General features: G+C 70.8%; 7 protein-coding genes and 1 pseudogene. All 8 read right to left on the reverse strand.

From position 1 onward, the window contains the following. Window positions 1–187, reverse strand: a pseudogene (locus IH80_RS40280) (sulfate ABC transporter substrate-binding protein); the annotation flags it as partial. Between the two features lie 191 nt (window positions 188–378). Next, a complete protein-coding gene (locus IH80_RS0137630) occupies window positions 379–1,725 on the reverse strand; it encodes a sulfate adenylyltransferase subunit 1 (RefSeq protein WP_030966395.1) in 1,347 nt (448 codons plus the stop codon). A 2-nt stretch (window positions 1,726–1,727) separates the two neighbouring features. After that, entirely contained in the window at window positions 1,728–2,666 is a 939-nt protein-coding gene (cysD, locus tag IH80_RS0137635) for a sulfate adenylyltransferase subunit CysD (protein WP_030966396.1), read from the reverse strand. Next, window positions 2,663–3,208, reverse strand: coding sequence for an adenylyl-sulfate kinase (cysC, locus tag IH80_RS0137640; protein ID WP_030966398.1), 546 nt, complete (start codon window positions 3,206–3,208; stop codon window positions 2,663–2,665). Before cysC ends, cysD begins: the two co-directional genes overlap by 4 nt. A gap of 35 nt (window positions 3,209–3,243) precedes the next feature. Continuing rightward, a complete protein-coding gene (locus IH80_RS0137645; RefSeq protein WP_030966399.1) occupies window positions 3,244–3,972 on the reverse strand; it encodes a phosphoadenylyl-sulfate reductase in 729 nt (242 codons plus the stop codon). After that, complete coding sequence (locus IH80_RS0137650; RefSeq protein ID WP_030856055.1) at window positions 3,969–4,148, reverse strand: hypothetical protein; 180 nt, start codon at window positions 4,146–4,148, stop codon at window positions 3,969–3,971. The genes IH80_RS0137645 and IH80_RS0137650 overlap by 4 nt, the downstream gene beginning before the upstream one ends. Further along, the gene (locus IH80_RS0137655; RefSeq protein ID WP_030966400.1) at window positions 4,145–5,851 is read right to left on the reverse strand and encodes a nitrite/sulfite reductase; all 1,707 of its coding nucleotides are present in this window, start codon (window positions 5,849–5,851) and stop codon (window positions 4,145–4,147) included. The genes IH80_RS0137650 and IH80_RS0137655 overlap by 4 nt, the downstream gene beginning before the upstream one ends. 216 nt (window positions 5,852–6,067) lie before the next feature. Beyond that, window positions 6,068–6,151 carry a putative leader peptide gene (locus IH80_RS47265; RefSeq protein ID WP_310942095.1) on the reverse strand — a complete coding sequence of 28 codons (84 nt, stop codon included), beginning with the start codon at window positions 6,149–6,151 and terminating at the stop codon, window positions 6,068–6,070. Between the last annotated feature and the right edge of the window lie 241 nt (window positions 6,152–6,392).

A 6,392-nucleotide genomic window follows, 5' to 3' on the forward strand; every position in this document is an offset into this window, starting at 1 on the left:
AGCCGATCCGGACCTCGGAAGCCGACAGCTTCCTGCCCTCCGTGGCCGCGACGTTCGTCCCGGCGTCTTCCTTCTTCGCCTCGGAGCCGTAGCCGCAGGAGGCGAGCGCGCCGATCAGCAACGGCAGGGCAGCAGCGGCGGCGAGGCCGCGGCGCAGGGACTTGCGGAGGGTACCGGTGTCAGGCACGGGAGGGCTTCCTCTCACCGCGCCGTCGTTCTACGGCGCGGGTCTTCTTCTGTGGATCGGGGGTGGGAACGGCTCGTGGCGGGCGGTCATCGCGCACATCGCGATACCCCTCCCTGACCGCTGCCGAGGGCGCCGCTGCCCACACGGCCGCCTTCCTTCGCGAAGGTCGCGTACAGATCGGCGAACATGACCTAGAAGTCCCACCCGTCGTCGTCCGCCTGGACGGCGTCGGCGGACTCGGCCTTGGAGGCGAAGGACTCGCCCGCCATGCCCGCCGCCAGGGTCGTGCCGTCGGCCGGGTCGATCAGCAGGAACGATCCGGTGCGGCGGGAGTCGGCGTACGCGTCGAGCGCGAGCGGCTCGGCGGTACGGACGACCACGAGGCCGATGTCGTTGGCCACCAGCTGCCCGGGCTCCGGGTGCTGGGACAGGTCGTCCAGGGTCAGCCGCGAGGGGATCTCCTTGACGATCGCCTTGACCGTCCGCGTCGTGTGCTTGATCAGCACCCGGGCGCCCACGGACAGGGGCTGGTCCGCCACGTGGCAGACCGTCGCCACGACGTCCTGCGTGGTGGCCGGGGCGGTCGCGGACGGCGCGATCAGGTCGCCGCGCGAGATGTCGATGTCGTCCTTCAGACGCACCGTCACCGACTGCGGCGCCCAGGCGATGTCCACCGACTCGCCCAGCGCGTCGATGCCCTCGATCACCGAGGTACGGCCCGAGGGCAGGACCGTGACGGCCTCGCCGACGCGCAGCACGCCGGAGGCGATCTGGCCCGCGTAGCCCCGGTAGTCGGGGTGCTCCGCCGACTGCGGGCGGATCACGTACTGCACCGGGAAACGCGCCGGGCAGGCCGTGAGGTCGTGGCTGACCGGGACGGTCTCCAGGTGCTCCAGCACCGTCGGGCCGCCGTACCAGTCCATGTTCGCCGACGGCTCCACGACGTTGTCGCCGGCCAGGGCGGAGATCGGGATCGCGGTGATCTCCGGGACGCCCAGGTCCGAGGCGTAGGCGGTGAACTCCTGCGCGATCGCGGCGAAGACCGGCTCCTGGTAGCCGACGAGGTCCATCTTGTTCACGGCGAGGACCACGTGCGGGACGCGCAGCAGGGCCGCGACGGCCGCGTGCCGGCGGGTCTGCTCGATCACGCCGTTGCGGGCGTCGACCAGGACCACGGCCAGGTCGGCGGTGGAGGCACCGGTCACCATGTTCCGGGTGTACTGCACGTGCCCGGGGGTGTCCGCGAGGATGAACCGGCGGCGCGCGGTCGCGAAGTAGCGGTACGCCACGTCGATGGTGATGCCCTGCTCCCGCTCGGCCCGCAGGCCGTCGGTGAGCAGCGCGAGGTCGGGGGCCTCCTGGCCGCGCTGGGCGGAGACGGCCTCGACGGCCTCCATCTGGTCGGTCAGGACCGACTTGGAGTCGTGCAGCAGCCGGCCCACCAGGGTGGACTTGCCGTCGTCGACGGAACCGGCGGTCGCGAAGCGCAGCAGGGTGGTCGCCGACAGGTCGGCGAACTGCTCGGTGGTGCTGGTCATGTCTAGAAGTACCCTTCGCGCTTGCGGTCTTCCATCGCGGCCTCGGACATCTTGTCGTCGGCGCGGGTCGCGCCCCGCTCGGTGAGGCGGGAGACGGCGATCTCGGCGATCACGGCGTCGAGCGTGACGGCGTCGGAGTCGACGGCGCCGGTGCAGGACATGTCGCCGACGGTGCGGTAGCGGACGAGCCGCGACTCGGGCGTCTCGCCCTCCTTGGGGCCGCCCCACTCGCCGGCCGTCAGCCACATGCCGTTGCGCTTGAAGACCTCGCGCTCGTGGGCGAAGTAGATCTCCGGCAGCTCGATGCCCTCGCGGGCGATGTACTGCCACACGTCCAGCTCGGTCCAGTTGGACAGCGGGAAGACGCGCACGTGCTCGCCGGGGGCGTGCCGGCCGTTGTACAGCTGCCACAGCTCGGGCCGCTGGCGGCGGGGGTCCCACTGGGAGAACTCGTCGCGCAGGGAGAACACCCGCTCCTTGGCGCGGGCCTTCTCCTCGTCGCGGCGGCCACCACCGAAGACGGCGTCGAACTTGAGGCTCTGGATCGCCTCGGTCAGCGGGACGGTCTGCAGCGGGTTGCGGGTGCCGTCCGGGCGCTCGCGCAGCTTGCCCGCGTCGATGTAGTCCTGGACGGACGCCACGTGCAGGCGCAGCCCGTGCTTCGCGACCGTGCGGTCGCGGTACTCCAGAACCTCGGGGAAGTTGTGGCCCGTGTCCACGTGCAGCAGAGCGAAGGGCACCGGCGCCGGCGCGAACGCCTTGAGCGCCAGGTGCAGCATGACGATGGAGTCCTTGCCGCCGGAGAACAGGATCACCGGCTTCTCGAACTCGCCCGCCACCTCACGGAAGATGTGCACGGCCTCGGACTCGAGGGCGTCGAGGTGCGACAGCGCGTAGGGCGCGTCGGTCTCCTCGTGGACGTGTGCGACGGTCGTCGTCATGCCAGACCCCTCTCGGTGAGCAGCGCGTGCAGGGCCGAGGCCGACTCCTGCACGGTCTGCGTGTGCGACTCGATACGGAGGTCCGGGGACTCCGGCGCCTCGTACGGGTCGTCGACCCCGGTCAGACCGGAGATCTCGCCCGCCGCCTGCTTGGCGTACAGACCCTTCACGTCACGCTCGGAGCACACCTCGACCGGGGTGGCCACGTGCACCTCGAGGTAGTCCGTCGCCGCGGCGGCGTGCCGCCGCCGGACGGCCTCGCGGCTGTCGGCGAACGGTGCGATCACCGGTACCAGCGCCTTGACGCCGTTGCTCGCGAGGAGCTCGGCGACGAAGCCGATCCGCTGCACATTGGTGTGCCGGTCCTCGCGGCTGAAACCCAGGCCGGCGGAGAGGAACTCGCGGATCTCGTCCCCGTCGAGCACCTCCACACGGTGGCCCTCGGCGCGCAGCCGCTCGGCCAGCGCGTAGGCGATGGTGGTCTTGCCCGCGCTCGGCAGCCCGGTCAGCCACACGGTGGCGCCCTGGTCGCTCACGCTCATCTGCTCTGTCTCCGTAAGTTCTTCGCTGGTCGTCATCAGCCGTGCAGTCCGCACTCGGTCTTGCCCCGCCCGGCCCAGCGGCCGGACCGCGCGTCCTCGCCCTCCGCCACGCGGCGGGTGCAGGGGGCGCAGCCGACGGAGGCGTAGCCGTCCATCAGCAGCGGGTTGGTGAGTACGCCGTGCTCGGCGACGTACGCGTCCACGTCGTCCTGCGTCCAGCGGGCGATCGGCGAGATCTTGACCTTCTGCCGCTTCTCGTCCCAGCCGACCACAGGGGTGTTCGCCCGGGTCGGGGACTCGTCGCGGCGCAGGCCCGTTGCCCACGCGTCGTACGCCGTCAGGCCCTCTTCCAGCGGCTTGACCTTGCGCAGCGCGCAGCACAGGTCGGGGTCCCGCTCGTGCAGCTTCGGGCCGTACTCGGCGTCCTGCTCGGCCACGGTCTGACGCGGGGTCAGCGTGATGACGTTGACGTCCATCACCGCGTCGACCGCGTCCCGGGTGCCGATGGTCTCCTCGAAGTGGTAGCCCGTGTCGAGGAAGACGACGTCCACGCCGGGGAAGACCTGCGAGGCCAGGTGGGCGACGACCGCGTCCTCCATGGAGGAGGTCACGGCGAACTTCGCCCCGAAGGTGTCGGCCGCCCAGCGCAGGATGTCCGGCGCGGAGGCGTCCTCCAGGTCGCGTCCGGCCTGCTCGGCCAGCTCCTTGAGCGTCGCAGCCTTCAGAGCGGCGTTCTTGAGACTCGCGTCTTGAGTGGTGGTCATATCTCGTCCCCTCCCGCTGGACCCGACTGCACGCCCCGGGCCAGCAGCCCGAGGTACTTCAGCTGGAAGGCCCGGTTGCAGGCCCTGCACTCCCACGCGCCGTGACCCGTCTCGTGGGGGAACAGGTCCTCGTCGCCGCAGTACGGGCAGTAGAACGGGGCGGCTCGCTCGCTCACGAGAGGCTCTTCTCGTCGGCGCGGGCGACCCAGGCCGCGAAGCGCTCGCCGTCCTCGCGCTGCTCCTCGTAGCTCTTGACGACCCGCTCGACGTAGTCGGGCAGACCGGCCGAGGTGACCTTGAGGCCACGGACCTTGCGGCCGAAGCCGGCCTCCAGGCCGAGGGCGCCGCCCAGGTGGACCTGGTAGCCCTCCACCTGGTTGCCGTCGTCGTCCAGGACCAGCTGCCCCTTGAGACCGATGTCCGCCACCTGGATACGGGCGCAGGCGTTCGGGCAGCCGTTGATGTTGATGGTGATCGGCTCGGCGAAGTCCGGCAGGCGGCGCTCCAGCTCGTCGATGAGCGAGGCGCCGCGCGCCTTGGTCTCGACGATGGCCAGCTTGCAGAACTCGATGCCGGTGCAGGCCATCGTGCCGCGGCGGAACGGGGACGGCTTGACCCGCAGGTCCAGCGCCTCCAGCGCCTCGACGACCGAGTCGACCTTGTCGGCCTCGATGTCGAGCACGATCATCTTCTGCTCGGCGGTGGTGCGCAGGCGGCCGGAGCCGTGCTGCTCGGCGATGTCAGCGATCTTGGTCAGGGTGGCGCCGTCCACACGGCCCACGCGGGGCGCGAAGCCGACGTAGAACTTCCCGTCCTGCTGTTCGTGGACGCCGACGTGGTCGCGCCACTGGCCGGAGGGCTGCTCGGGCGCGGGGCCGTCGGTCAGCTTGCGCCCCAGGTACTCGTCCTCCAGGACCTGGCGGAACTTGGCCGCGCCCCAGTCGGCGACGAGGAACTTCAGGCGGGCGCGGGTGCGCAGCCGACGGTAGCCGTAGTCACGGAAGATCGAGATGACGCCCTCGTACACGTCCGGGACCTCGTCGAGCGAGACCCAGGTGCCCAGGCGCACACCGAGCTTGGGGTTGGTGGACAGGCCGCCGCCGACCCAGACGTCGAAGCCGGGACCGTGCTCGGGGTGGTTCACGCCCACGAACGCGATGTCGTTGATCTCGTGCGCCACGTCGAGGAGCGGCGAGCCGGAGATGGCGGACTTGAACTTGCGGGGCAGGTTGGAGAAGTCCTTGTTGCCCACGATGCGGCGGTAGATCTCGTCGATGGCGGGCGTGCCGTCGATGATCTCGTCCTGGGCGATGCCGGCGACGGGCGAGCCGAGGATGACGCGGGGCGTGTCACCGCAGGCCTCGGTGGTGGACAGGCCGACGGCCTCCAGCCGGCGCCAGATCTCCGGGACGTCCTCGATCCGGATCCAGTGGTACTGCACGTTCTGGCGGTCGGTGAGGTCGGCCGTACCGCGCGCGAACTCCTGGGAGATCTCGCCGATGACGCGCAGCTGCTCGGTGGTCAGCCGGCCGCCGTCGATGCGCACGCGCAGCATGAAGTACTTGTCGTCCAGCTCCTCCGGCTCCAGGATCGCGGTCTTGCCGCCGTCGATCCCGGGCTTGCGCTGGGTGTACAGGCCCCACCAGCGCATGCGGCCGCGCAGGTCATTGGGGTCGATGGAGTCGAAGCCCCGGTGGGCGTAGATCGTCTCAATGCGTGTCCGCACATTGAGACCGTCGTCGTCCTTCTTGAACTGCTCGTTGCCGTTGAGGGGCGTGTGGTGTCCGACGGCCCACTGTCCCTCGCCGCGGTGACGTCCGGTCTTGCGGCGCGCGGCGGCTGCGGCGGCGGGCGCGGGCGTTTCGGGGGTGGCGGCCATGGCGGTACGTCCTTCTTGGGCGGCTCAGGGCAGGGGCGGGTGAAGCGGGCGGGGTGGCGTGACCCCTGGACGCTGAGCGGGTGCGGCTGATCGTCCGCGCCTGGCCGGGGTGACCGGCGGGGAGGGCGGAATTCGGCCTTCAGGGGACTGCGATGATCGACACTTCCACGGCGACGATGCCGGGATTGCGGCGATGTGCGGCGGTTGCTGGTTCCGTCAGCACGCCGGACAGATGGCGCTGGACATGCGGCCGAGGTCGACGTGCCGCCGACTCACCAAGGCAATTCCAGCTCCATTCATGGCGGAAGCGTGTCATGGGCCGATTGGAGGAGTCCACTACTGTCCACGATACGGACGAACTGGTCCCGCATGCTGGGACGGCGTGACGGGGGTCACCCTTGCCCTGGCCGGGCGGGGCGGATGCTCTCGGCTGCGGGTGGGTGCGCCTCAAGCGCCGGCGGGGCTGGTTTGTGCGGCGGTGGTGCGGTTGCCCTGGCCGGGCGGTGCACGTGGTGTCCGGGTGCGGGCCGGTGGGTGCGCC

The organism is Streptomyces sp. NRRL S-378 (assembly GCF_000720645.1).
GTDB lineage: Bacteria > Actinomycetota > Actinomycetes > Streptomycetales > Streptomycetaceae > Streptomyces.

What these genes read in the sequence shown, in the direction of transcription:
- cysC (WP_030966398.1), bottom strand. Translation starts at nt 3,208, where the DNA reads ATGAGCGTGAGCGACCAGGGCGCCACCGTGTGGCTGACCGGGCTGCCG.
- IH80_RS0137655 (WP_030966400.1), bottom strand. Translation starts at nt 5,851, where the DNA reads ATGGCCGCCACCCCCGAAACGCCCGCGCCCGCCGCCGCAGCCGCCGCG.
- IH80_RS47265 (WP_310942095.1), bottom strand. Translation starts at nt 6,151, where the DNA reads ATGAATGGAGCTGGAATTGCCTTGGTGAGTCGGCGGCACGTCGACCTC.
- IH80_RS0137645 (WP_030966399.1), bottom strand. Translation starts at nt 3,972, where the DNA reads ATGACCACCACTCAAGACGCGAGTCTCAAGAACGCCGCTCTGAAGGCT.
- IH80_RS0137630 (WP_030966395.1), bottom strand. Translation starts at nt 1,725, where the DNA reads ATGACCAGCACCACCGAGCAGTTCGCCGACCTGTCGGCGACCACCCTG.
- cysD (WP_030966396.1), bottom strand. Translation starts at nt 2,666, where the DNA reads ATGACGACGACCGTCGCACACGTCCACGAGGAGACCGACGCGCCCTAC.